Origin of the sequence: Halopenitus salinus, assembly GCF_042662125.1 — an archaeon.
In the GTDB taxonomy this organism is placed as follows: Archaea; Halobacteriota; Halobacteria; order Halobacteriales; family Haloferacaceae; genus Halopenitus; species Halopenitus salinus.
Genome location: NZ_JBHSXL010000003.1, coordinates 453,147 through 474,108, shown reverse-complemented (window position 1 = coordinate 474,108; position 20,962 = coordinate 453,147). Strand labels below are relative to the sequence as shown.

The following is a 20,962-nucleotide window of genomic DNA, read 5'->3' as shown; positions in this document are numbered from 1 at the left end:
TTGTGTCGGCTTGTTTCCGTCAACATTGTCAAGCGCCTCTTGGAGTTCTTCGACGGAGATCTCGTTGAGGTGATCCATTAGATACTATATTAATCTCTGAGTAAAAAATTCTATCGGCTACTATATAAGATCGTACGGATCATGATGTGCCATATGAGAAAAGACGGGACGACGACACAGTTCGACAACGTCAGCTACACAAAAGCTGTTGCGCTTCAAGAGGTCGGTATTTGGTGGGTCAAGGATGTATATGAAGCAGATTTGGAAGATCTGATGGCCGCCGAGGGTGTCGGGGAAAAGACGGCGAAAAGTATGAAAAACCAAGCTGAGCGTGAATTTGGTAGCTGGTGACAATTTCGTTATAGGAACGGATGTCGTGGATCTGTTCACTCACGGAACCACGATCAGTCCGTCACCGGCTCACGAAGTCGTATCAGTATCAACGGCGTCAAGATCGGGCTCGTCGAACTCGAGTGCTTCCGCGACAGCATCCGGAAGAGCCGGGCGAGGCGCCGATTCGTGGCGCCCGATTTTCTCGGTCTTCCGCGTGTTTTCGTAGAGGGCCCGAGCGACCGGGACTCCGCGGAGATACTTGTAGTCGTGGAGGATCTCGATTCCCCGCTCGGTGAATCCGTAGAACTGTGCCGGAAGATCGCGTTTCCCCTCACTTGGTTCGTACGTGTAGCGTGCGAGAAGCCCGGCGTCGATCAACGTCTCCAGCTGGTCTTTGATTGCTGCCTGACTCTTCCCGGTCATATACTCGAGTTCGGCGAGCGACATCAGATGGGCGGGGTGGCCCAGCAGCTCCTGGATGATGAGATGGCGCGTATCCTGGGACAGCAGCTTGAACAGCCGCTGCTGTTCCGCGAACGGCCCTGTCTCGGCCGTGCCCGTGTCGGTTTCGCTCATGTGTGACGTTACGAGGAGGGATGCAATAACAGTTAGGTTCATCCAAGTTGGTTAAACTAGAAAAAGACAAAGTGATTCAAAGGAAATAAGCTGGAGTGGCTTGAACCGGCAGCTAATGGCCGATCCAAGCCCTCCGACGGAAGCTGCGGACATTATGACTGTCGTTCACGAGGCCGTCGGGGGCATCGAGCTTGAGCCAGCGGAGAAACGAGATATCTGGCGGTTCACACGGCGTGAACTGCCGTATCTCTCGAGTCAGCGGACGTCGTATTTCATCCTCGGGAGCTATCGCGACCCCCATCTCCGCCGGCTTCGCGCCGTGCAGAACGAACTCACGAAGCAACTCGGTTCCTATCCGTTCATCATGGGTGATCTCCTCGAGCTTCCGGCTGAGCGGCTCAATACGTTCGATATCATGTTTTCGTTGCTCGCGACATACAGCGACTACATCGTCGGTGTCTTTGAAAAGGAGAGCGGCGGAGAGGCTCCTGAATTGGGCGAAATTGATGACTCACCGTATTTCGCCAAGTCGTACGTGTTCCCGCGTGATTACGCGTGGGTGACTGACGCCAACCTGGAATCGAAACGGCACGTCATTCAGGCCGCCCTTGAGATTGCGTTTTCGGACGATTTGTCGGGGGATGAGGTCCAATCGCAGATCGAATCGCTCGTTGATCGCACACGAGATACCGATCTCGACATCGACGAACAGGCGATTTGGGATGTGATCGACGATCGGACGGGTGAGGGCGAAGAACCGGCAACGTACAGTTGGGTCCATCTCAACAAGTTCCGCAAATTCGAACTCCACGAGCGGTGCTTCCCGTGGACGACGGAGGACGAACTTCGAAGTGCGGTTAACGAACTCCCGTCTCCCACACCACGTCCCGAGTGGGAAGAGAGCAGGGAACGGTGAATACAGCTCCGAGAAGCTGGTCAAGAACGAGGATGCGCCGCGGCCGGGCGAAAAGATGAGCGTGCGTACTGAGGTTTCTTCAGCCGTCGCGTCCCGGTTCGACTCTCACGGCGGGCTACACGCGTCGATCACTCCCGCCAGCCGGGACACGGTCTGGTCACGGCGCCCTCAGCGGCCGAGGCGAACATCGAGGGGTACTTCGCCAGGACGCCGCGGCCGTACTCGAGTTCGGAGGGGCTCCAGTCGTCCAGGCGCGCATCGATCTCGTCCTCCGAGAGGCCGACCGCCAGGGTCCGTTCCGGCACGTCGATCGTGATCGTGTCGCCGTCCTCGACCGCCGCGATCGGGCCGCCGGCGGCGGCCTCGGGTGCGACGTGGCCGATCATGGGGCCGCGGGTGGCGCCGGAGAAGCGACCGTCGGTGAGCAGCGCCACGTCGTCGTAGCCTGCGCCGACGATCGCCGCCGTGACGCTGAGCATCTCCTGCATTCCGGGGCCGCCGCGGGGGCCCTCGTTGCGGATGACGACGACCTCCCCGCCGTCGAGGTCGCGGTTCTCGACGGCCGCGAACGCCTCGTTTTCCCCGTCGAATACCCGCGCCGGCCCCTCGAATCGGTACTCGTGCTCGCCGGTCACCTTCAATACGGCCCCGTCCGGCGCCAGATTTCCCCGGAGGACGACGATGGCGCCCTCCTCGTCGATCGGGTCCTCGGGCGGCCGGACGATCGCCGGATCGGGCGTCGGGGGATCCACCCGTTCGACGGCCTCCTCCAGCGTCTCGCCGGTGATCGTGAGCGTTCCGCCGTCGACGTGGCCGCCGTCGATCAGGTACCGGAGGACCGCCGGAACGCCGCCGTTGCGGTGGAGATCGTGCATCGTGTACTCGCCGCCGGGCTTGAGGTTGCAGACGTGTGGCGTCCGCGCGGAGATCGAATCGAAGGTCTCGAGTTCGAGGTCCACGCCGGCCTCCTCCGCAAGCGCGAGCAGGTGGAGGACGGCGTTCGTCGACCCGCTGATCGCCGCCTGCACCGCGATGGCGTTCTCGAAGGACTGTCGGGTGAGGACGTCGCTCGGTCGCAGTCCCGACCGGAGGGCGTCGACGACGACCTCGCCGCATGCTTTCGCGACCGCCTGTCGCTCGTCGGTTTCCGCGGCCGGCGAGGCCGATCCGATCGGTGCCAGTCCGATCGTCTCGGCGATGGTCGCCATCGTGTTCGCCGTCGCCATCTCGGCACACGATCCGGCACCCGGGCAGGCCGACCGTTCGAGTTCCTTCAGCTCCGCTTCGGTCATCTCGCCGCCCAGGACCGCGCCGACGCCCTCGACGACCTCGACGCCGCTCACCTCCTCGCCATGGAACGTCCCGGTCGGCCGCGAGCCGCCGTATAAAAGCACCGTCGGAAGATCCGTTCGGATGCCGGCCATCAACATGCCGGGGAGGTTCTTGTCACACCCCGCGACCCCGACGATGGCGTCGAGCCGCTCGCCGAAGGCGACGAGTTCGACGGAATCGGCGATGACCTCCCGGGAGATCAACGAGGCCTTCATCCCCTCGTGGCCCATCGAGACGCCGTCGGAGATAGTGATCGTTCCGAACTCGACGTGGACGGCGCCGGCGGCATCGATTCCCTCCTTCGCCGCCGCCGCCACCTCGTCGAGGTGGGAGTTGCAGGGGGTGATCTCGGCGGCCGTGTTGGCGACGCCGATCATCGGCCGCTGGAGGTCCTCGGCGTCGAGGTCCATGGCGTGTAACATCGCCCGGTTCGGGGCGCGTTTGACGCCCTCCGTGAGATCCTGGCTTGGGAGCCGGTCGTCGGTCATACCACCGACCATGACACCGGCTCACCTTAAACTACGGGACGGCGGAACGCTGACACCGAATCGGATGGCGGACGTCGGTGTCAGGGGAGTAGATCGACGATCTGGGGGACGATGCCCAGGCGGACGGCAGCGCCCATCGCGCCGAAGATCAACACCGCGATCAGCGCGAAGACGTAGTAGACGTTCCAGGCGGTCGTCGGGTGGAACCGCTCGGGGAGGTTCTTCTTGACGACGTACCAGTTCGCCGGGAAGAAGACGATCTCCGTCACCGCGAGGATCGCGGCGATGTAGAGGATGAAGGTGACGGGGATGTTCCCCAGGACGAAGACGGTGATGCTGCTGACGAGGACGACGAGCGTCAAGACGACTCGACGAATGAGGTCGCTGTCCATGTCCTCGTTCTCCATCGCCATCGGGAGCACGTCGCCGACAGCACGGGACGCGCCGTCGAGCAGGGTGATGACCGTCGAGTAGAGCGCCGCGAAGGCGCCGACCATCATCGCCCAGAAGGACCACGGACCGAAGGACTCAGAGAGGATCTGTCCGATCGCGACCGCGAACCGCCCGTCGCCGGGCGGGTTCGGATAGAGCACGTTCGACGAGAGAATGACCATCACGGCCAACAGCACGAAGCTGAACGCGTAGCCGATGTTGAAGTCCCGACGCCCGGTCTTGATCCACTGTGCGATGTAGTCGTGGTATTTCTCGTTTTCCGGGTCGAGTCCGTGCTCCTCGAGCTGGTTTGCGCCCTCGCCTTTGGCCATGCTCCAGCTGCCGATCAGGACGCTCGTGCTGAACCCCGTCGGCGCGAAGCCCGCGGCCGCGGCGAAAAGCGCCACGAATCGGACCGTGCGGTCGCCGGCCAGATCGAGCGAAAACGCCGTTCCGGTCACGACGTCCGGCGACGGCGGGCCGACGATCACGCCGATGACGAGCAGCACGCCCAACGCGATCGTGAAGCCGACGAGGATCTTCTCGAGCAGGCTGTAGCGCGCGAAGAACACGAGTACGCCGGCACCACCCACGAAGGCGACGAAGGCCTGTGGCACCGCAAGCGGCGTCAAGAACGAGACGATCGCCGCCGTACTCATTCCGACCGCGCCGACGATGGCGATGTAGAAGACGCCGAACACTAACACGGTGAACCACTGCATCCAGTTTTTCGGCCCCGGAAGCTGGTCGTATGCCTCGACGGGGTTGCCCCCGACGCCGTAGTTGTAGCGGATGCCGAGCTCCCACGCCCCGTACTTGGCGATGTAGATGATCGCGAACACCCACACCGCAAAGAGGCCGAACGTCGCGCCGAACTCGGGTCCGACGGCGATGTGGCTCCCGCCGATGCTGATCAGCGCCCACAGCATCGAGGGGCCGAAGTGGTCCGAAAAGAACCCCTTCCAACCGCTCGAGGGATACTCGAGGTCGACGGAATCGCCCGTATCAGCGGCCATTCTCGGTCCTCCGTTGGGTCCCGTCTGTTCGCCACCGGCTCCGGCGTCGTGTGACGTGGATCTGCATGCCTATACACACCATTGGCAAAGAGCGCTCATATAAGTACATCGATGATCGTTACTTTCAGACGCGAGAACCGCGATCGAGCGGATCACGCACCGGGATCGCTTCGGCACACGGTATCGCGTCCGATCACGCTCGCACCACGCCGGCAGTCGACGTCCGATCACGCTCGCACCACGCCGGCAGTCGACGTCCGATCACACTCGCACCACGCCGGCAGTCGACGTCCGATCACGCTCGCACCACGCCGGCAGCCGACGTCCGATCACGCTCGCGTCACGTCGGTGATCTCGAACCGGGCACCGCCCTCGTCCCCTTCCGTCACATCGATCGACCACCCGTGGGCGTCGACGACCTGTTTGACGATCCGCAGCCCGAATCCGGTCCCCGACTCCGCGGTCGAGAACCCGGCCTCGAAGACGTCCTCGCGGTCCTCCTCGAGTATCCCCGGGCCGTCGTCGGCGACGTAGAACCCCTCGCCGCCATCGGGGTCGCCGACGGTCACGCTCACGCCCTCGCCGCCGTGCTCGACCGAATTACGAAACAGGTTCTCGAGGAGTTGTTGTACGCGACTGCGGTCCGCCTCGATCGTTCCGTCGACCTCGACCTCGAGCGTCGCTCCTCCGGCGTCGATCCGGTTCCAACATCGCTCACACACCTCCGTGAGGGCCACCGGCTCGACCGCCCGCACCTCGTCGCCCTCGCGGGCCAACGTGAGCAGGTCCTCGATGAGGTCCTGCATCCGATCGTGGGCGTTCTCCACCGCCTCGAGGTGGGGACTATCGCAGTCCTCGCTCGCGAGTTCCGTTCTGCCGACCGCGACGTTGAGCGGGTTTCGAAGGTCGTGTGAGACGATGCTCGCGAACTCCTCCAACCGCTCGTTTTGCCGCTCCAGCTCCTGTTGGCGGCGTTTCTGTGCGGTGATGTCGGTGTCGAGACCGACGAGCCGCTCCGGCGTCCCGTCGGGACCGGTCGAGACGTACGCCTCGAACCGGATCCACCGCACCTCGCCGCGGTCCGGGTGAGTTCGGAACTCGCAGCCGACGGTCGCGGTGTCGGCATCGATCGACTCCTGGAGCGTCGCGAGCTCCTCGCGGTCGTCGGGGTGGACACATCGCTCGTAGAACTCCCCGCTCGTTTCGGCACGGATCGAGGGAATGCCGTAGAGACGCTCGAAGGGCCCGTGGCGCGTCTCGACGCCGGTTTCGAGGTCGATCTCGAAGAGGATCGAATCGGTCGCATCGAGCGCGAATCCCATGCGTTCGCGGATCGCCTCGAGCTCCTCCAGCCGGCTCCGATCGGTGACGTCGACGTAGAGGGCGTGCGTCCCGATCACCTCGCCGCCTCCGTTTCGACGCGGAGTCGCACGAAGCATCGTCTCTATCTCCTCGCCCCCGCTCCCGAGAAGGGTTCGGGATTCACGCGAGAAGTCGCCCGAAAGCGCCCGTTCGTACCCGCCACCGTCGAGCAGGATCTCCGCCGATTCCTCCGTGTAGACGTCCGCAAGCGGTCGCCCTCGAAGATCCTCGCGGGAGTACCCGAGCCGTTCGGCGAACAGCTCGTTGCAGTCGTCGATGGTCGGCTTTCCGTTCTCCCGCCGCGTGAACGCGAACATCACGGGCGCCTCCTCGAACAGCTCCCGGTACTGGTTGCGGTACGCCTCCCTGATGTCGATCCGGTTGTAGGCGTGGGCGATCGTGTCCGCGAGCTCCGAGAGGAGCTCCCGTTCGGACTCGCCGAACGCGTTCTCGTGATTCGCATACACACACAGGACCCCGTAGTTCGTGTCCTTGTAGGCGAGCGGGGCCGCGGCGACGGCCCGGTAGCCGCGTTCGAGTGCCTCCTCGCGCCAGGGCTCGAAGTCCGCGTCCGACTCCACGGCTTGGGAGACGGCGATCGACCCCTCCCGGAGCGCCCTCCCTCCCGGTCCCCGTCCGGTCGGCCGATCGTCGGCAGTCACGTCGATCGAATCGAGGTATCCCTCCTCGATCCCGGCTGCTGCCCGAGGGATGACACGTTCCGTCTCCTCGTCCACCGCTCCGATCCAGGCGAACCGATAGAACGCCGATCCCGTGAGCGTTCGACAGACCTCCTCGTTGATCCCCTCGCGGGTTCTCGCGTCGATCAGGACGCGATTGATCTCCCGAATCGCCGTGGTGATGCGGTCACGTCGCTTCCTCGCTCCCCGATCGCGCGACCGGTCCACGGCGTTCGCGATGCGGCGTGCGAGCAGATCGTATCTCCCCTCGTCCTCGCGTTTCGGCAGGTAGCCCGCGGCTCCCCTGGCGATCGCCTCGCTGGCGATCTCCTCCGATCCCTCGTCCGTAAACAGGATGAACGGGAGATCGGGATCGCGATCGACCACCAGATCCAGTAGCTCCAGCCCGTCCCGTTCGGCCACGTCGTACTCGCTGACGACGCAGTCGATCCCTCCGTCGAGGCGATCGAGTGCCCTACTCGCTCCGATCGCCGTCTCGACGTCGAGGCGATCGTCGCTACGCTCGAGACGTCCCGCGGACTCCTCCGCGAGATTCGGCTCGTCGTCGACGTACAGTACGCGTATCCCCTCCGGATCGGGTTCGGTGGTCATCCCCGGTTCTCCGTTTCGATAGTCGCGGCGGTCACGACGGCGTCGACGTCCACGAGTTCGGACGCCGGTCTCGGGTGTTCGTTCGCTCCTGGCGGCGGGATCGATCCTCGTGTCACGTGGACGGTACTCACTTTTCGGATCCGGATAATGTAACTATCTCTTCTGATAAATAACCACGTGCTCGGAAGGGATCGACGGTCGCGATCGGGGGTCGTCGACCGCGACGATGAACGCTGATGACGGCCTCGCCGATCGGTACCATCACCGCCGTCACCGTGTTCGGAATCCACTCGAACTACGAACGACACAGGGTTGGACGAGACCGTGACACTCACTCGCGTCCGAACCGGTTCGTTTGATGCCGCAGACACCGTCGCCAGCCGGATCCTCGGCGAGGATCCGTTTCCGAACGTTTTCGAGATCGCTCACGTCGAATCCGATGACGTGAGGGCGTCGATAGGGACGTTTCGGAAATATACGGATCAGGAACTCAGTTTCACGGGCGCGTCCAGCATCCGATTGTGCGAATCGCGTGACCTCGGTGCGATATTGAGCTTCAATGACGACTTCGACGGTCGCGTGGAACGAATCGGACCAAGGCACTGGGAGACTTCAGCCCTCACTGCTCGTCAAATCAGAAATGTTCGCCCGGAACACTAACGGCCGGTCTCATCTCCGGCGGCGTGCCGCGTCAACCGGGAAACCCTCGTGCCGGGCGGCCGGATGCGTTCCGGCGGACGGTCGAGACGCGATCGACCGTGCGATCGCGTTCGACGACATGTTCCGCGCCCGGGTTCGCCGCTCGGTCATCGCTCCCGGATGTGGGACGGCTCCGGCGGGGACGAAGGCGCGTACGCGTTCTACCCGTCGGACGCCCTTAACACGTCCGGCCTCACGCGGTCGGACCAATGACCGTCGACTCCGCTACTCCTCGGCGCTCTCCCCGTTCTCTCGTGGCGCGTTCGCGGTGATCGGATCGACGCCACGTCGGCGGGCGTCGAGTTCCGAGAGCCCGTAGACGAGCCCGACGAGCACGACGGCGCCGATCGGCAACAACACGATCGGCGGGATCCCGACGAAGCCCCACACGAGCAGCAACGCGATCGCCACGACCCCGACGGTCACGGCGTAGTACAGCTGCGTCCGGACGTGATCGATGAGGTCCGCGCCCGTGAACGTCGCGGAGAGGACGGTCGTATCGGAGATCGGCGAGGTGTGATCGCCGAATATCGCGCCGGAGAAGATGGCCCCGACCATCGCCGCGACGAGGGTGTGGCCCGCCGCGCCGCCGCCCGTGATCGTCCAGGCGACGGGGATGACGATCGGCGTCAGGATTCCCATCGTTCCCCAGGAGGTGCCCGTCGAGAAGGCCATGAAGGCGGCGATCACCACGACGAGCGCGGGGAGTATCGCCGGATTCACGACGCTCTCGGCGACGCCGGCGACGTACTCGCCCGTCCCCAGCGCGTTCACCACCTCGCCGATTCCCCACGCCAGCGCGAGGATCGATATCGCCGTGAGCATGATCCCGAACCCCTCGATCGTCGTGTCGGTCGCCTCGCCGAGGCTTACCACGCCCTGGAGCTTTCCGAGCACGAACCCGGAGACGATCATCGCGAACGAGCCGTACATGAGCGCCTGATCGTAGGCGGCGTTCGTGACGCCGCTCCAGAGCGCGCCGGTCGGGTCGGACGCGAACGCCGAGGCGGTGAACCCGCCGGTCCAAAGCGCCGTGGCGATGGTCACGCCCACGAGGACGGCGACGGGACCGAGGAAGTTGATCAGTCGTGGGTGGTCCGCCGCCGGCTCGCCGAGTTCGGCGGCAACGTCCTGCATCGGGCGCGCGTCGTCGCGGTTCACCTTTCCGGTCGTCCACGCACGCCGCTCGGCGGTGAGCATCTCGCCGAAGTCGCGTCGGGTCCCCACGATGAGGAACACCATCACGATGGCGAGGATCGAGTACATGTTGAACGGGACGGAGTTGACGAACACCTCGAAGACGGGCGGGTGATCGGAGACGCCCGCCGCCTCGTACCCGTCGTCGATGAGCGAGAGCTGGAAGGCGACCCACGAGGAGATCCCGAGCGTCGCCACCGGCGCGGCCGTCGAGTCGACGATGTAGGAGAGCTTCTCGCGGGAGATACGCAGCCGATCGGAGGCGTCCTTCATCGCGCTGCCGACGATCGCGGTGTTTGCGTAGTCGTCGAAAAACAGGATCACGCCGAGCGCGCCGATCGCGAGGCCACCCTTCCGTTGGGTGTCGAGGCGGGCCAGCGCCCAATCCCGGATGGCGTACGACCCGCCGAGGTTCCAGACCATCGCCACGCCGGATCCGAGAAAGAGGGTGAAGACGATGATCGTCGCGTGGAACTCGTCGGAGACGGCGGCGATGATCCAATCGAACGTCGGGAAGAATCCGAAGCCGGCCGAGACCACGCCCGAGGCCCAGCCCGTGGGATCCGAGAGGAGGTTCGGCCCGCCAGCCTGGAGGATCCCGCCCGACCAGATGCCCAAAAACAGCGACAGTACCGCCTTGCGCGTGACGATCGCCAACGCGATCGCGAGCAAGGGTGGGATCAACGATGCCGCGCCGAATTCGGCCATACCTTCGAGATTCTCCCGGTTGCGACTTAAAACCATCCCGGAACTCGTCCGAGTGGTTCGTCGCCTCTCCATCGAGTAGTCGTCGCCTCTCCATCGATTCGTTCCTCGACGTTCCGGATCCGAACGCACTTATGCGCTTGTGACCCACACCCAGCAATGACCGTACGAGTCGGCATTCTCGGTGCGACCGGCGCCGTCGGACAGCGATTCATCCAGCTTCTCGAGGACCACCCGACCTTCGAGCTCGCCGCGGTCACCGCGAGCGCGGAGAGCGCGGGGAAGACGTATCGCGAGGCGGCCAAGTGGCGCGTCGACACGCCGATCCCCGAGGACGTCGCGGAGATGGAGGTGTCCACGACCGAGCCGGGATCGGTTCCCGACGACGTCGATCTCCTCTTCTCCTCGCTCCCCTCGGGGGCCGCCGCGTCGGTCGAACCGGACTTCCTGGAGGCGGGCTACGTCGTCTCCTCGAACTCCTCGAACGACCGAATGGCCGAGGACGTCCCGTTGACCATCCCCGAGATCAATCCCGAACACCTCGAGTTGATCGACGTCCAACGCGACGAACGCGGGTGGGACGGCGCGCTCGTCAAGAACCCGAACTGCTCTACGATCACGATGGTTCCGACGCTTGCCGCCCTCGACCGCTTCGGGCTGGAGGTCGCGAACGTCTCGACGCTCCAGGCGGTCTCCGGCGCCGGATACTCCGGAGTCACCTCCATGGAGATCATCGACAACGCCATCCCGCACATCGGCGGCGAGGAGGAGAAGATGGAGACCGAATCCCGAAAGCTCCTCGGCGAGTTCGACGGCGCGTCGGTCACGCTTCACGACGCGGACGTCACCGCCTCCTGTAACCGCATCCCGACGATCGACGGCCACCTCGAGAACGTCTTCGCCGAGCTCGCCGAGGACCCGACGCCGGAGGACGTCCGCGAGGCCATGCGCGAGCAGCCCTCGGCCGACCTCCCCAGCTCGCCCGACCAGTTCATCAAGGTCTTCGGCGACGACGAGCCGGAACGCCCCCAGCCCCGACTCGACCGCACCTACGCGGACGGGATGGGAGTCGTCGCCGGCGGCGTCCAGACGACCTCGGGGGGCGTGAAGTACAACTGCCTCGCACACAACACGATCCGCGGCGCCGCCGGCGCGTCGCTCCTCAACGGGGAGCTCCTCGTCGAGGACGGCTGGATCTGAGCGACCGGCGGCGTCCGCTCGTCCCGTCCGGCCGATCGTCCCGTATCCCGCCCGTGGATTTATCCGATGTGCCGCCGTGGTCGCGTCCATGCCCGGAACAGCCGTCATCGCCGGATTCGGTCCCGGATTCTGCGAGGAGCTCGCCTGGACGCTCGCCGAGGAGGGACACCCGGTCGGCCTGATCGCCCGGAGCCAGGAGTATTCGGAGGACGTCGCCGATCGGCTCCGTGAAGCCGGCCACGAGGCGATCGCGATCCCGGCCGACCTCACCGATCCCGACCGCGTCGAGGCGTGTTTCGACCGTCTCCGTGACGCGTTCGGTCCGATCGAGGTGCTCGCACACACCGCCAGCACGGTCACGAGCGGAAGCGACGTCGAACTCGACCCGGACCGGCTCGAACGCCTCTGGCGACTGTACGCCTACGCCGGACTGTGCTGTTTCCGCGAGGCGCTCGCGGACCTGCGCGGCACGGGCGGGACGGCCCTCTTCTTCGGTGCAGCTCCCGAGGCGGGAGATTTCGCCTTCAAAAGCGGGAAGGGGGCGACACGCGGGCTCGCGCGATCGCTGGCCGACGAGTATCACTCCGAGGGGATCCACGTCGCCCACGTCGTCATCGACGGGATGCTACTCAACCCGGACGTCTACGAGGGTCCGGGCGAGGTGGACGAGGACGACTACATCGATCCGGCGGCCGCGGCTCGGAGCTGTTATCAGCTGATCGACCAACCCGACCGGGCGCGGACCTTCGAGATCGACCTCCACGCGCGGGACCCGACGACCGGACGGTGAGGCCGATGTACCGCTGACTGCGCTCCCGAGACGAGCCGGGTTCGCCGCTACTCTCGGGCGGCCGCGAGCGCATCCGCTACCTTCTCGATCGGATGGGGCGGTTGATCCCCCGTGGACCGCCCGTCACCGCATCGCTTTCCGTCGGACCGCTCGCCGCCGGACTGCTCGCCGTTGGACCGCTCGCCGAGTTGGGACCGGCAGGACCCGCCCGGCGCGACGACGACGTCGCCGCCGGCGTCGTCGACCTGGTCGAACAGGATCCGACCGATCGCCATCGAGAGGTCGTGGTGTTCGGCCTCGTATCCGAACGATCCGGCCATTCCGCAGCATCCCGAATCGAGCGGGTCGACCGCGTAGCCGGCCCGCCGGAGGACCCCGACCGCGTGATGGTCCTTGTTCGTCGCCTTCTGGTTGCAGTGGCCGTGGTAGACCAACTCCTCGCTCGACGCCTCGAACGCGAGGTTCTCGTCGACGCGTGCCAGATCGAGGAACTCCATGACGCTGTGGGCGTTCGCCGACACCCGCTCCGCGTCCTCGCCCTCGAGGAGGTCGCGATACTCGTCCTGGAACATGACGGCGTCGGAGGGCTCGACGAACACGACGCTCGCGCCCGCCTCGACGCGCGGCGCGAGCGCCTCGACGTTCGCGCGTGCCCGATCGCGGGCGACGTCCAGAAAGCCGGTCGAGTGGGCCGCCCGCCCCGAGGGGGCGAGATCGTCGGGGATCTCCACGCGGTAGCCGGCCGCCTCGAGCACCTCGACCGCCGCCTTGCCGGGTTCCGGATAGTTGTAGGTGGTGTAGGTGTCCGGAAAGAGGATCACGGTCCCCTCGGCGTCGTTCTCGGCGACTGTGGACCCGCCGCGGGCTTCGAACCAGTCGATCAGGCTCTCCGAGCGGAACGTCGGCAGCTCGCGATCGCCGGCGATCCCAACCGTCCGTTCGAGGACGGCTCGAGCGCCCGGTATGGACGAGGCCAGATTCGAGAGGGGCGCGAGCCGGCTTCCGAGCCGTGAGAGGCGATCGACGTCCCGAAACAGCCGCTCTCGGAGGCTCGCTCCGTGCGATTCGTGGTGGCGGTGTTTCACTTCGGCTTTCAGCTTCGCCAGATCGACGCCGGTCGGACAGTCGCTCTTACAGCCCTTACAGCCGACACACAGGCCCAACACCTCCTCCTGGAAACGATCTGAGTGAAGCTCCTCGGCAGGCAGCTCCCCGCTTATCGCCGCCCGCAGCATGTTGGCGCGCCCCCGGGTCGACTGGACCTCCTCCCGGGAGGCGCGGAAGGTCGGACACATCGTCCCCGAGTCGGTCTCCCGACAGGTTCCACAGCCGTTACACAGCTCGACGAGGTGGGAAAACCCGCCCTCGTCGTCGAAGTCCATCTCCGTCACCGGCTCGATCGACTGGTACTCCGGGCCGTACCGGAGGTGTTCGCGGTTGTCGGCGCCCACGCCGCGATCGGAGTTCGGCCCCGGGTCCTCGGGTCCGTCGCGGTAGACGACGTTGCCCGGGTGCATCTGCCAGTCGGGATCGAAGGCCGTCTTCACCTCCTTGAACGCCCGCCAGAGCGTCTCGCCGTACATCTTCGGGGTGAACTCCGTTCGGGCCATCCCGTCGCCGTGTTCGCCGGAGAAGGCGCCTCGGTGTTCCAACACGAGGTCCGTGACGTCGTCGGTGATCGAGTGGAGCGTCTCCACTCCCTCGTGTTCCTTCAGGTTCACGATCGGCCGGATGTGGAGCGTCCCCGAGCCGGCGTGAGCAAAGTAGGCCGCGGAGGTGTCGTGGGACTCCAGGATCGACTGAAAGCCCTGGACGTACTCGGCGAGCTCCTCCGGCGGCACCGTTGCGTCCTCGATGAACGGGTACGGCTTCGGGTCGCCCTCCAGGCTCATCAGGAGGGGGATCGCCGCCTTCCGGAGCTTCCAGAGGTCGGCCTGGGCGCTTTCGGAGTAGGCCTCGACCGCCGCGAAGGCGCGTCCCGCCTCGCGAAAGTGCGCGTTCGTCCCGTCGATGGCGGCCTCGAAGTCGTCGACGAGCTCCGAGTCGAACTCGAGAAGCAGCGCGGCGGCGGTTCCCTCCGGGATCGCCTCGACGTATTCCGCGTAGCCCTCGGAGTCGGCCGCGAGCCGGAACACCTCGTCGTCCATCAGCTCGACCGCGCTCACCTCGAACTCGAGCGCCTCCGGGACCGCACGCAGCGCGTCGATCAGGTCCGAAAAGCAGTAGAGGACGAGCGCGGTCTCCCCCGGAAGCGTCACGAGCGAGAGCTCGGCCTCGACGACGACCCCGAGGGTCCCCTCGGCGCCGACGAACAGCTTCGAGAGGTTGATGACCCGTTCGCCGTCCCCGTTCTCGTAGATCGCCTTCTGCAGGTTGTATCCGGAGACCGACCGCTTGAGATCGGGGTACCGTTCCTCGATCTCCGCCTCGTTCTCCTCGATGATCCCGCGGACCGTCTCGTAGATCCGCGCCTCGGCGTCGTCCCCGTCGACGATCGCCTCGTACTCCGGCGAGTCGAGGACGACCTCCCGGGTGTGGATCGCCTCGCCGTTCGCGAGCACGACCCGCAGCTCCTCGGTGTAGGCGTCCGTGATCCCGTAGCGCACGGAGTGGGCGCCGGTCGAGTTGTTCCCGATCCCCCCGCCGATCGTCGCCCGGCCGGAGGAGGCCGGATCCGGCGCGAACTTCAGCCCGTGTTCCGCGAGCGCGTCGTCGAGGTGGTCCTGGACGACGCCGGGCTCGACAACCGCTCGACGGTCCTCGGGTCGGATCTCCCGGATGTCGTCCATGTACCGCGTGAAGTCCAGGACGACACACCCCGGCCCGACCGCCTGTCCGGCGAGTGAGGACCCCGTCCCGCGGGGCAACACCGGAACGCCGTGGTCGGAAGCGGTCCGAACGGCCGCCTGAACGTCCGAGACGTCCGTCGGGAAGACGACGCCGGCGGGACGCGCCTGGTAGACGCTTCCGTCGGTCGCATACAGTACCTGGGCGTACTCGTCGAACTGGACCTCGCCCGCGACGCGTTCGCGGAGATCCCCGGCGAGCGCCGCGTACTCCTCGACGTCCGGCCTGGCGTGGCCGAGCGTCGCCGCTGATGCCGCCGGATCGGGGTCCGGCCGCTCGTCGACAGCCATACCTCCCGACTCGGTCCCCGCCCCATAAAGACTGTCGTCAACGATCGGGAGGATCCGGTCCCCTCGTCGTTTTCACCGGATCGGTTTCATCGGAGCGTCCACACCGGGTCGTTTTTCCGGGTCGTTTTTACCGACACCGAACCCACACGCGGTATGCGACTCGCACGGCTGCTCACGCCGGAGGGACCGATCGAGGGGCGCTACGAGGACGGGACGGTCGTCGCCGACGACGGGGTCTACGAGGTCGGGACCGACGGCCGGCTGTTGGCTCCCTGTGAACCGTCGGCGCTCTACTGCGTCGGCCGAAACTACGCCGAGACGCTCGATCAGATGTCCTACGAGCGCCCCGAGGAGCCGGACTTCTTCATCAAGCCGCCGACGAGCCTCCGCGCTCACGGCGAGTCGATCCCCTACCCCGAGTGGACCGAGGAGCTGACCTACGCCGGCGAGCTGGTCGCCGTGATAGACGAACGGTGCCGGGATCTCGAACCCGGCGAGGTTCCGGACGTCGTTCGCGGCTACACGATCATGAACGACGTCGACGCCCTCGATCAGGTCGGCAGAACGGCCCGAAAGGCATTCGACGGCTCGGCCCCGCTCGGGCCGTGGATCGAGACCGACGTCGACCCCTTCGACGTCGAGATGGAGACGTTCGTCGACGACGAGCGCCGCCAGGAGGCGACCACCGAGTTGATGCTGTTCGATCCCCACGAGATCGTCTCACACCTCTCGCGGCGGTTCACGCTCCGTCCCGGCGACTGCATCGCCTTCGGGAGCCCCGCAAACCCCGGCCTCGTCGAGCCCGGACAGACGGTGTCGATCACCTACGAGGGCGTGGGAACGCTCGAGAACACCGTCGTGGACGCCGCGTTTCCATAGGGCGTCGACACCCCGCCTGCTGTCCGTTCGCACCGTTCACACGACCCGATTTCGAAGCGTCTCACCGCTGTCGAGTCGTTCGAGGTTTTCCGCGAGGATGTCCGCACATCGCTCGAAGTACTCCGGCGTGTTCCCGGCGTTGTGGGGCGTCACCGTCGCGTTCTCGAGGCGCCACAGCGGATGGCCCGCCGGAAGCGGCTCGGGATCGGTCACGTCGAGCGCCGCGCTCTTGATGTCGTTCGTCCGCAACGCCGAGACGAGCGCGTCGGTGTCGACCACGCCGCCGCGGGCGATGTTGACGAGGACCGCGTCGGAACGCATCGTTCGAAGGAGATCCGCGTCGACGAGCTTCGCCGTCGTCTCGGTGAGCGGACACGCGAGCACCACGTACTCCGCGTCGGTGACGGCCGCGTGAACCTCGTCGAACCCGTAGACCTCCTCCGTGGGGCCTCCCTTCTCTGGCGAGTATCGGACGCCGACGGTCTCGACGTCGAAGGCGTCGAGCCGTTCCACGATCCCCCTGCCGATCGCGCCCAGTCCGACGACCGCGACGCGTGAACCGGACACCTCCGAGACCGGGTGGGTGTGCCAGCTCTCGCGTTCCTGGTTGCGAATCGACCGCGGGAACCGCCTCGCGTGGGCGATCAACATCCCGATCACGTACTCGGAGATGTTCGGAACGTGGACCCCGGCGCCGTTCGTGACGGCGACGCCGTGGCGCTCGAAGGCGTCGAGATCGAGGTGGCCGGTCCCCGCGTAGACGCCGGCGAAGAGCTCCAGGTTCTTTGCGATCTCGAGCTGTTCGGGCGAGAGCGCGAATCCGGTCGACGCCCGGACCGTCCGCAGGTGCTCGCGTTCCTCCTCCGGCGTGTCGGGGTGGACGACCGTCAGGTCCGGACGCCGCTCGCGAAGCGCCGCGGCGTAGGTCGTCCCGTCCATTCCGTGGATCTTCTGTCGTTGGACCAGCACGTCCGGATCTGACATGCGCGGGCGTTCGTCGAGCGATCGGATAAGCCCCCGGCTCGCGGCATGTCCGTCCTCGTCGTCGAAGACCGACTTCCGGCCCTCGACTGGAGGCGAACGCTACCCCTCGAACCGCGCGCGTTCCGCGTCGGCGACGTCGCCGCCGTAGACGTCGAGCAGCCCGTCGATCGCCGAGCCGAGCGTTCGCATACACGCGCGTTCGGACTCGAAACCGAGGTCCTCTGCGACTCGCTCCGCCGGATGACCCTGCAACGCCTTCGCGACGAGCACTTGCTCCTCGCGTGCGGAGAGTTCTCCGTCCGTCCCACGGAGGAGGTACGCGACGGCCAGATCTCGGATCGCGCCGGGGACGGCGTCGTAGGTTCCGGGGCCGACGGCCGCGGCCGCGGCGGCGCGCCACTCCCGGTCGGAGAGGTCGAGTTCGTCGGATCGCGACGCCGGACACGCGCCGAGACACGCCCGTATCACGTCCGGATCGACCGCCCGAAGCGCGTCCGAGAGGCCATCACGGGCACGGTCCGCGAGCGCGTCCGCGTGCCGCGCGAGCAGCCCCTCCCCGGCCTGGCTCGCGGGACGGAGCATGACCGCCGAGTGCTCCCCGGAGGCCGCGTTCCGCGTCGCCGAGACGTGGACGGTGGAATAGCCCGCCCGGCGCCAGAACCGAACGAGCCGCGGCGTTGCCCCGTAACTGACACCGAAGTAGTCGACCGCACCCTCGTCCTCCAAGGCGCCCCCCGTTTCGCCGTCGACCCCGCGTTGGTCTCCCGTGGCGGCGAACTCGGCGTGGATCCGATCGAGGAGGCGGCTTCCGAGCCCCCGGCCTCGAAGCGCCGGATGGGTCGCGATCCGCATCGTTCGCAGTCCGACCGGGCGTCCGGCCTCCTCGTCTCGGAGTTGGCTCGTGAGCACGTCCGGGATCATGTTCCCCCGAACCCGCGATCCCTCGTACATCGAGGCTCGACGCTCCGGATCGAGTCCCCCTTCGCGAGCCAGCAACGCGACCGCGAGCACGTGTCCACGCGCCATCAGCGCGCGCACGGACAGGTTCGGCGCGTCGAGCAGCCGAGCCAGGTCGTTCGGTTCCGTCCGGTAGTGGGCGAACACGAGCAGCCCAAATGCCTCGGACAGCAGCTGCTCGTCGGCGAGCAGTGCTTCCGGCTCGAGCGATCGGTACTCGATCGGGGAACCGTCGAGGGGCTCGCCCACAGCGACTCCGGTCGAGAGTTCCTGCTCCGACCTCCCTTCGTCCTCGATCCGCAGATCATCGATCGCGGGCTCGGGTGCCGGAGCCGCGTCGAGAAGCAGCGCGTGGAAGCCGAACCGCTCGATCGGATCGCCGCGGGCGTACCGGATCGGCTCCTCGAGGCGGACGTCGCGGACCGTTCGGTCCTCCTCGCGTTCCGCCTCCCGGAGTCGGTCCCTGAACCGAACCGAGAATCCCCGCCCGGCGCCCTCGTAGCCGTGGATCGTGGTGGCGAACGCGATCGCGTCCGCCGACAGCAGCCGCTCCAGGGTCGCGACCGGAAGCGCGGCGGCCTCGTCGACGATGAGGGCGTCCGAACGGGAACGGTCCGTTTCATCACGCATCCGTTCCGTGTGTTGTACCCCTTCCGTGTGCCGTGTCGTCCCCCGTCCGTCCACGCTCGCGGCGGCGGTCTCGGGCGACACGTACTCGACGGCCCCGCCCGCGTCGGTTTCGAACCGTCGCCCGTCCTCGTCGACGGTTTCGACCGCTTCGAGACCGGTCAGGGCCTCACGGACTCGATCGAACAGGCTCGAGACGTTCGACGTCTCGGGGGCCGTGACGAGTACCCGCTCGCCCGCCGCGGCCAGGGCTGCGGCCGCGAGGCCGGCCGCACTCGACTTTCCGCGACCCCGGTCCGACTCGAGGACGACCGCCGCGTTCGCCGTCGGTCCGCGAAGCGACTCGAGCGCACGAACCGCTCGAACCTGGTCACGCGTGAGACACGAGTCGTAGACGAGGTCCGGAAACGCGTCGTTCGCCGACGATCGCATCGACGTTTGGGCGGATCCTCCCCGACGCTCCGTCGACTCAGTGAGTCCCCGAACCCTGACCCGCACCTCGGGGGGGCCGTTCGTCTCCTCCCCCTCGCGAACGCTCGCGATCGCGATCCCCTCGTGTTCGCGAAGCGCTCCGATGAGTCGGCGACGAAACCGGCCGGTCACGTCGTCGATCGTGTACGGCGGCACCGCGAGCCCCTCGTCGAACCCGTCGTGAATCCCGGGCCAATCGTCGAGATCCGGGGTGAGGAGTACGAGGAGCCCGCCACCGTCGACGGCGCCGAGCACCTGTCCGAGCGTGTTCGGCCGGAACCGGCCGTGACAGTCGAGGATCACGACCTCACGCGTCGTACCCAGAAGCTCCCTGGACCTCCTCGGCGAGACGCGATCGAAGCGAAACCCCTCCCGCGTCGAGACGATGGTAACGTCGGCGCCGTCCACGTTCGCCGCGTCCACGGCCGTGAACGCGGCGTCGATGCCGGCGTCTCGATCCCCGGCGAGTACCACTCCCCGTCGTTCGTCGGTCCGGATCGCCTCCGCGCGGAGACGCGAGACGAGATCGAAGAACGCGGGATCCCCTTGGACCGCTCGGTCCGCAGTCATTCGTTTCGAATTGGTCGAGCGAGCGTATGTCGCTTTCGGGGGAGGACGTCGCCCGTCCCGACCCCATCGGATCACGAGACCGATCGGTCTCCGTCGCCTCGGACCTGGCGATCGCGTTCGGAAAGCGGCCGTCGCCAGCCGAGAGGCTTAACGCGCCGGGGGACCTCGATCGGAGCATGTCGACCGTCACGCTCGTCGGAACCCGACTCGCGGACGTCGGCCGCGAGTTCGTCTACGGGGGGGAATCGGACGCCTGCGAGGGCTGTCCCTATCGCGGGCAGTGTCTCAATCTCACGGAGGGAACGCGCTACCGGATCACGGACGTCCGCGAGAACGCGCAGACGCTCGAGTGTGCGGTCCACGACGGCGGCGTTCGCGCCGTCGAGGTCGAACCCGCCTCCGTGCCCGCGAACGTCCCCTCCAGGCGGGCCTACGCCGGAAGCACGACCGCTCTCGCCGGCGACTGCCCGCACACGGAGTGTCCGAGCCACCAGTACTGCGTGCCCGACGGCGTCGACTTCGAGGAGGAACGGACGATCCAGCAGGTTCTCGGCGAGCCCCCACACGACCACTGTCCCCTCGATCGCGACCTCACCCTCGTCGAGTTTGCTCCCGAGGAGCAGTGATCGGCCGATGGCGGCGATTCCGACGGCACCGATCGATGGGACGACCTCCGGTCGACGATCGGAGCGGATAACGGATCGATGAATCGATGAACCGATCGCGGTTCGTTCGGCTGGCCGTGCTCGCGTTCGGGCTGCTGCTTCTCTCGTTCGTCTCCCGCGGTCTGGCCCGTCTCGTCGCCGGCTACGAGACGGCGATCCTTGTGTCGGTCCCCTCGCTTGTCCTCGGCGGAATCCTCGCCGTCTACCTGACCCTTCGTGGTCTCCTCGACGTTTCGGGCCTCGTTCGGATCGGCGAGTGAACTCCGATCCGGATCACGGAGTGCGATCTGAAGGGCGGGTGAGCGATCGCTTTCCGAACCGATGATGGCGAACA

Annotated in this window: 15 protein-coding genes; 7 read left to right on the top strand and 8 right to left on the bottom strand. The window is 66.4% G+C overall.

The window, feature by feature from the left end; translation table 11 throughout:
* Positions 1–153 precede the first annotated feature (153 nt).
* On the top strand, positions 154–351 hold the full coding sequence (locus ACFQE9_RS05165; RefSeq protein WP_379741314.1) for a helix-hairpin-helix domain-containing protein: 198 nt from the start codon (positions 154–156) through the stop codon (positions 349–351).
* A 69-nt stretch (positions 352–420) separates the two neighbouring features.
* Here the strand turns inward: ACFQE9_RS05165 and ACFQE9_RS05160 are convergent, their stop codons facing one another.
* Entirely contained in the window at positions 421–909 is a 489-nt protein-coding gene (locus ACFQE9_RS05160) for an ArsR family transcriptional regulator (RefSeq protein WP_379741311.1), read from the bottom strand.
* Positions 910–1,024: 115 nt separating this feature from the next.
* Between ACFQE9_RS05160 and ACFQE9_RS05155 the strand changes: the two genes are divergently transcribed.
* Positions 1,025–1,825, top strand: a complete 801-nt coding sequence (locus tag ACFQE9_RS05155) for a DUF8170 family protein (RefSeq protein ID WP_379741308.1) — start codon at positions 1,025–1,027, stop codon at positions 1,823–1,825.
* A gap of 128 nt (positions 1,826–1,953) precedes the next feature.
* Here the strand turns inward: ACFQE9_RS05155 and ilvD are convergent, their stop codons facing one another.
* From ilvD to ACFQE9_RS05135, 4 genes are all read right to left on the bottom strand, one after another.
* Complete coding sequence (gene ilvD / locus ACFQE9_RS05150) at positions 1,954–3,645, bottom strand: dihydroxy-acid dehydratase (RefSeq protein ID WP_379741305.1); 1,692 nt, start codon at positions 3,643–3,645, stop codon at positions 1,954–1,956.
* A gap of 80 nt (positions 3,646–3,725) precedes the next feature.
* Entirely contained in the window at positions 3,726–5,093 is a 1,368-nt protein-coding gene (locus ACFQE9_RS05145) for an Nramp family divalent metal transporter (RefSeq protein WP_379741302.1), read from the bottom strand.
* 329 nt (positions 5,094–5,422) lie between these two features.
* Positions 5,423–7,747: a hybrid sensor histidine kinase/response regulator gene (locus tag ACFQE9_RS05140; RefSeq protein WP_379741299.1), complete on the bottom strand. Its 2,325-nt coding sequence runs from the start codon at positions 7,745–7,747 to the stop codon at positions 5,423–5,425.
* Between the two features lie 924 nt (positions 7,748–8,671).
* On the bottom strand, positions 8,672–10,351 hold the full coding sequence (locus tag ACFQE9_RS05135; RefSeq protein WP_379741296.1) for a Na+/H+ antiporter NhaC family protein: 1,680 nt from the start codon (positions 10,349–10,351) through the stop codon (positions 8,672–8,674).
* 156 nt (positions 10,352–10,507) lie between these two features.
* On the opposite strand from ACFQE9_RS05135, the gene asd reads away from it, so the two are divergent.
* Both asd and ACFQE9_RS05125 read left to right on the top strand, forming a co-directional pair.
* Positions 10,508–11,548: an aspartate-semialdehyde dehydrogenase gene (asd, locus tag ACFQE9_RS05130; RefSeq protein ID WP_379741293.1), complete on the top strand. Its 1,041-nt coding sequence runs from the start codon at positions 10,508–10,510 to the stop codon at positions 11,546–11,548.
* An 88-nt stretch (positions 11,549–11,636) separates the two neighbouring features.
* A complete protein-coding gene (locus ACFQE9_RS05125) occupies positions 11,637–12,338 on the top strand; it encodes an SDR family NAD(P)-dependent oxidoreductase (protein ID WP_379741290.1) in 702 nt (233 codons plus the stop codon).
* Between the two features lie 47 nt (positions 12,339–12,385).
* Here ACFQE9_RS05125 and ACFQE9_RS05120 read toward each other — a convergent pair whose 3' ends face one another.
* Positions 12,386–15,475, bottom strand: a complete 3,090-nt coding sequence (locus tag ACFQE9_RS05120; RefSeq protein ID WP_379741287.1) for an FAD-binding and (Fe-S)-binding domain-containing protein — start codon at positions 15,473–15,475, stop codon at positions 12,386–12,388.
* Positions 15,476–15,628: 153 nt separating this feature from the next.
* On the opposite strand from ACFQE9_RS05120, the gene ACFQE9_RS05115 reads away from it, so the two are divergent.
* On the top strand, positions 15,629–16,354 hold the full coding sequence (locus ACFQE9_RS05115; RefSeq protein WP_379741283.1) for a fumarylacetoacetate hydrolase family protein: 726 nt from the start codon (positions 15,629–15,631) through the stop codon (positions 16,352–16,354).
* 36 nt (positions 16,355–16,390) lie between these two features.
* Here the strand turns inward: ACFQE9_RS05115 and ACFQE9_RS05110 are convergent, their stop codons facing one another.
* Positions 16,391–17,338, bottom strand: coding sequence for a D-2-hydroxyacid dehydrogenase (locus ACFQE9_RS05110; protein WP_379741280.1), 948 nt, complete (start codon positions 17,336–17,338; stop codon positions 16,391–16,393).
* Positions 17,339–17,437: 99 nt separating this feature from the next.
* Positions 17,438–19,963, bottom strand: a complete 2,526-nt coding sequence (gene tmcA / locus ACFQE9_RS05105; RefSeq protein ID WP_379741277.1) for a tRNA(Met) cytidine acetyltransferase TmcA — start codon at positions 19,961–19,963, stop codon at positions 17,438–17,440.
* A gap of 176 nt (positions 19,964–20,139) precedes the next feature.
* Between tmcA and ACFQE9_RS05100 the strand changes: the two genes are divergently transcribed.
* Together ACFQE9_RS05100 and ACFQE9_RS05095 are read left to right on the top strand one after the other, a co-directional pair.
* Complete coding sequence (locus ACFQE9_RS05100; RefSeq protein WP_379741353.1) at positions 20,140–20,589, top strand: UPF0179 family protein; 450 nt, start codon at positions 20,140–20,142, stop codon at positions 20,587–20,589.
* An 86-nt stretch (positions 20,590–20,675) separates the two neighbouring features.
* Positions 20,676–20,888 (top strand): hypothetical protein, encoded by a 213-nt coding sequence (locus ACFQE9_RS05095; protein WP_379741274.1) that lies wholly within the window; start codon positions 20,676–20,678, stop codon positions 20,886–20,888.
* The last annotated feature ends 74 nt before the right edge of the window (positions 20,889–20,962 follow it).

Excerpts from the sequence above, each read along its gene's own strand:
- ACFQE9_RS05100 (WP_379741353.1), top strand. The coding sequence starts at position 20,140 with ATGTCGACCGTCACGCTCGTCGGAACCCGACTCGCGGACGTCGGCCGC.
- ACFQE9_RS05115 (WP_379741283.1), top strand. The coding sequence starts at position 15,629 with ATGCGACTCGCACGGCTGCTCACGCCGGAGGGACCGATCGAGGGGCGC.
- ACFQE9_RS05110 (WP_379741280.1), bottom strand. The coding sequence starts at position 17,338 with ATGTCAGATCCGGACGTGCTGGTCCAACGACAGAAGATCCACGGAATG.
- ACFQE9_RS05120 (WP_379741287.1), bottom strand. The coding sequence starts at position 15,475 with ATGGCTGTCGACGAGCGGCCGGACCCCGATCCGGCGGCATCAGCGGCG.
- ACFQE9_RS05135 (WP_379741296.1), bottom strand. The coding sequence starts at position 10,351 with ATGGCCGAATTCGGCGCGGCATCGTTGATCCCACCCTTGCTCGCGATC.
- ACFQE9_RS05095 (WP_379741274.1), top strand. The coding sequence starts at position 20,676 with ATGAACCGATCGCGGTTCGTTCGGCTGGCCGTGCTCGCGTTCGGGCTG.
- ACFQE9_RS05140 (WP_379741299.1), bottom strand. The coding sequence starts at position 7,747 with ATGACCACCGAACCCGATCCGGAGGGGATACGCGTACTGTACGTCGAC.
- ACFQE9_RS05160 (WP_379741311.1), bottom strand. The coding sequence starts at position 909 with ATGAGCGAAACCGACACGGGCACGGCCGAGACAGGGCCGTTCGCGGAA.
- ACFQE9_RS05165 (WP_379741314.1), top strand. The coding sequence starts at position 154 with ATGAGAAAAGACGGGACGACGACACAGTTCGACAACGTCAGCTACACA.
- ACFQE9_RS05145 (WP_379741302.1), bottom strand. The coding sequence starts at position 5,093 with ATGGCCGCTGATACGGGCGATTCCGTCGACCTCGAGTATCCCTCGAGC.
- ACFQE9_RS05125 (WP_379741290.1), top strand. The coding sequence starts at position 11,637 with ATGCCCGGAACAGCCGTCATCGCCGGATTCGGTCCCGGATTCTGCGAG.
- tmcA (WP_379741277.1), bottom strand. The coding sequence starts at position 19,963 with ATGACTGCGGACCGAGCGGTCCAAGGGGATCCCGCGTTCTTCGATCTC.
- ACFQE9_RS05155 (WP_379741308.1), top strand. The coding sequence starts at position 1,025 with ATGGCCGATCCAAGCCCTCCGACGGAAGCTGCGGACATTATGACTGTC.
- ilvD (WP_379741305.1), bottom strand. The coding sequence starts at position 3,645 with ATGACCGACGACCGGCTCCCAAGCCAGGATCTCACGGAGGGCGTCAAA.
- asd (WP_379741293.1), top strand. The coding sequence starts at position 10,508 with ATGACCGTACGAGTCGGCATTCTCGGTGCGACCGGCGCCGTCGGACAG.